The sequence below is a fragment of the Duganella sp. OV510 genome, assembly GCF_900100205.1.
In the GTDB taxonomy this organism is placed as follows: Bacteria; Pseudomonadota; Gammaproteobacteria; order Burkholderiales; family Burkholderiaceae_D; genus Rugamonas.
Genome location: NZ_FNEQ01000025.1, coordinates 1 through 2,519 on the forward strand (window position 1 = coordinate 1; position 2,519 = coordinate 2,519).

Genomic DNA, 2,519 nt, shown 5'->3' on the forward strand with positions numbered 1-2,519 from the left:
AGGGAGCAGTTACAGCCAACCCCATGGCGAACATACTCTAATCAGGCGTATTCAGGCACACCGACAGGTGATTCACGCAAGACACCGTATGCGCAGTACCTTACAAATTCGATTCTTGGAGACGGTCGAGCATTAAACGTGATGACGTGCAGATTGCCAAGGAGAATGAGAGCCTGGCTGTGGAACTCGACATCGTTCAGTATCATAACAAGAGCAAGTTTCCACCGGCGCTTGCTCCCAAGCACTTATGCTTCTCACGCGAGCAACTTGATTAAGACATTAACTTATCGTCAACAAAGCTCCGGTTATGACTTTGAACAGATGCTCTGAGCGCGCCGCTGCACTAGGCTGTTCTCGAATCCAGGCTAGCGCAGCTATCAACGCGAAGAGGTCGGCACCATCAACATCCTTTCGCGCTTTTCCTTCAGATTGCGCGCGTACTAGGAGCGAAGTCCCTGAACTACGCAGTGTCACACACGAGGTGTGGAGTGCGGACTCGGGGTCCTCGATAGCATTCATCATTAGACCAAGTACACCTCGGTGACTGTAGGTGAACGCAATAGTTTCCTCTAACCACACGACCAAGGCCTCCTCCGACGATTTTGAAGAGACTAGTACGTCCGCTCGCTTCGCCAGGGCCTCAAAGCTCGTTCGAAGAAGAACCTCCAGCAATGCTTCCTTCGTCGGGAAATGTCGATACAACGTACCAAGCCCGACTTCGGCCCGACGGGCAACATCGCGCAATGAAAAATCGGCACCGTGTTCGGTGACTGCTGTCTGCGCGACCTCTAAAAGACGGTCGTAATTTTTCTTTGCATCCGAGCGCATACGCCATCCTTGACAATCGGAGCACCGCTCCGCATAATGAATTTATTCGGAGCGGTGCTCCGATTTTTGATATTTTATTGGTTCGGAAAGGAAAATGCAATGTTGACCAAAACTATGAAAGCCATCCAACAACATACTTTCGGTGGCCCAGAAGTACTGTGCTATGAGGATGCACCAATCCCCGAGCTGGCGTCCGGCGAAGTTCTTGTACGGGTACGTGCTGTTGGCCTCAACCCGCCTGACTGGTATTTGCGTGACGGCTACAAGATGCTGCCCCCAGAATGGCAACCAAAGGTGACCTTCCCCATCATTCTCGGTACTGACATTTCCGGTGTCGTAGAAGCTGTGTCGGAAGATGTAACGGCCTTCTCACCAGGCGATGAGGTGTACACGATGGTTCGGTTCCCGAGCGGGCTGGCCGGTGGTAGCCAAGCTTACGCCGAATACGTAAATGTACCAGTGGAGGAATTGGCTCTGAAGCCAGCAGGGATTGACCACGTACACGCAGCAGCGGCGCCGATGTCTTTGCTAACGGCTTGGCAGTTCATGATTGACTTGGGTCACGAAGTGCCAAACCCACTTCAGCCGCACAAACATGAGCCTGTGCCACTCAGCGGTAAAACTGTGCTTGTAAACGGCGCCGCTGGCGGCGTTGGACATTTTGCGGTGCAGCTTGCAAAATGGAAAGGCGCCCGCGTTATCGCGGTGGCTTCGGGAGCACAAGAAGCGTTCGTACGCAGTCTCGGGGCAGACGAATTCATTGACTACACCACTACCAAAGCTGAGGAGCAGCTACGTGACCTAGACCTGGTCATCGATGCGGTCGGCGGACCAACGACGGGGCGCTTTTTGCAGACCCTCAAGCGAGGTGGTGCGCTGTTCCCTGTTTTCCCACTAGGTTTCGACGGCAAAGATGAGGCCGAAAAGCTCGGGGTAACGGTTTCCTCGGTGCAGGTTCGTTCGAGTGGCACTCAACTGGCGAAGCTTGCGGACCTGCTTGCCGCAGGAACTGTTCGCGTGGGCGTCGATAGCACGTTCGCACTTGAAGATGCCAAAAGTGCCCACGAACGCGCAACGCGTGGCGGCACTCAAGGGAAAATCGTACTCACTGTTAGATAAACACACCCTTATCCAATCAGTAGATACTGTCTTTAGGCCTCGCCCGTCGTTCTGGGCTTAGAACAAACGTGAATATACAACGCAAAATCTAACGAGGAAAAACGGTATGTCAACAATAAAGGAAGCAGTCGTCGACTTACTCAACCCAGAGCTACCTGTGCAAGCCTCCATTGATGCGCACTTCGCCCCTGAATTTCGCCAGCGCGTAAATGGAGATTGGATTGACCGAGTGGCTTTTTTCGATGGAATTGTTCGACTTCGGGAATTGCTCGACAAGGTAACGGTGACGGTTTTAGACGAGCTGGATATTGGTGAGCAGTATGCTGAGCGCCATCTAATCACCTTACTCATGCGCGATGGGCAAGTTATTAACCAAGAGGTATATTTGTTCGGGCGGCGCGACTCATACGGACGCTTCGTGCGCATTGAAGAGGTGACCACTGCCGTAAGCGCTGAAAGCTTCACTGTTGGATAAGGATGAGATGTACTACGTTTCTTGCGAGTGGGAGCCATGCCGAGAGTCACGCTTTCGTATGAAGCGCGGTCACCATCTAAATGTCCGCAATGGGGCG

At 52.9% G+C, this 2,519-nt stretch carries 3 protein-coding genes; 2 read left to right on the top strand and 1 reads right to left on the bottom strand.

Annotated elements, in window-relative coordinates:
* Positions 1 to 279 precede the first annotated feature (279 nt).
* Positions 280 to 828 carry a TetR/AcrR family transcriptional regulator gene (locus BLS51_RS29090; protein ID WP_090285876.1) on the bottom strand — a complete coding sequence of 183 codons (549 nt, stop codon included), beginning with the start codon at positions 826 to 828 and terminating at the stop codon, positions 280 to 282.
* A 99-nt stretch (positions 829 to 927) separates the two neighbouring features.
* On the opposite strand from BLS51_RS29090, the gene BLS51_RS29095 reads away from it, so the two are divergent.
* Entirely contained in the window at positions 928 to 1,947 is a 1,020-nt protein-coding gene (locus BLS51_RS29095; RefSeq protein ID WP_090183437.1) for an NADP-dependent oxidoreductase, read from the top strand.
* Positions 1,948 to 2,053: 106 nt separating this feature from the next.
* Positions 2,054 to 2,422 carry a hypothetical protein gene (locus BLS51_RS29100; protein WP_090183434.1) on the top strand — a complete coding sequence of 123 codons (369 nt, stop codon included), beginning with the start codon at positions 2,054 to 2,056 and terminating at the stop codon, positions 2,420 to 2,422.
* The last annotated feature ends 97 nt before the right edge of the window (positions 2,423 to 2,519 follow it).

What these genes read in the sequence shown, in the direction of transcription:
- BLS51_RS29090 (WP_090285876.1), bottom strand. Translation starts at nt 828, where the DNA reads ATGCGCTCGGATGCAAAGAAAAATTACGACCGTCTTTTAGAGGTCGCG.
- BLS51_RS29100 (WP_090183434.1), top strand. Translation starts at nt 2,054, where the DNA reads ATGTCAACAATAAAGGAAGCAGTCGTCGACTTACTCAACCCAGAGCTA.
- BLS51_RS29095 (WP_090183437.1), top strand. Translation starts at nt 928, where the DNA reads ATGTTGACCAAAACTATGAAAGCCATCCAACAACATACTTTCGGTGGC.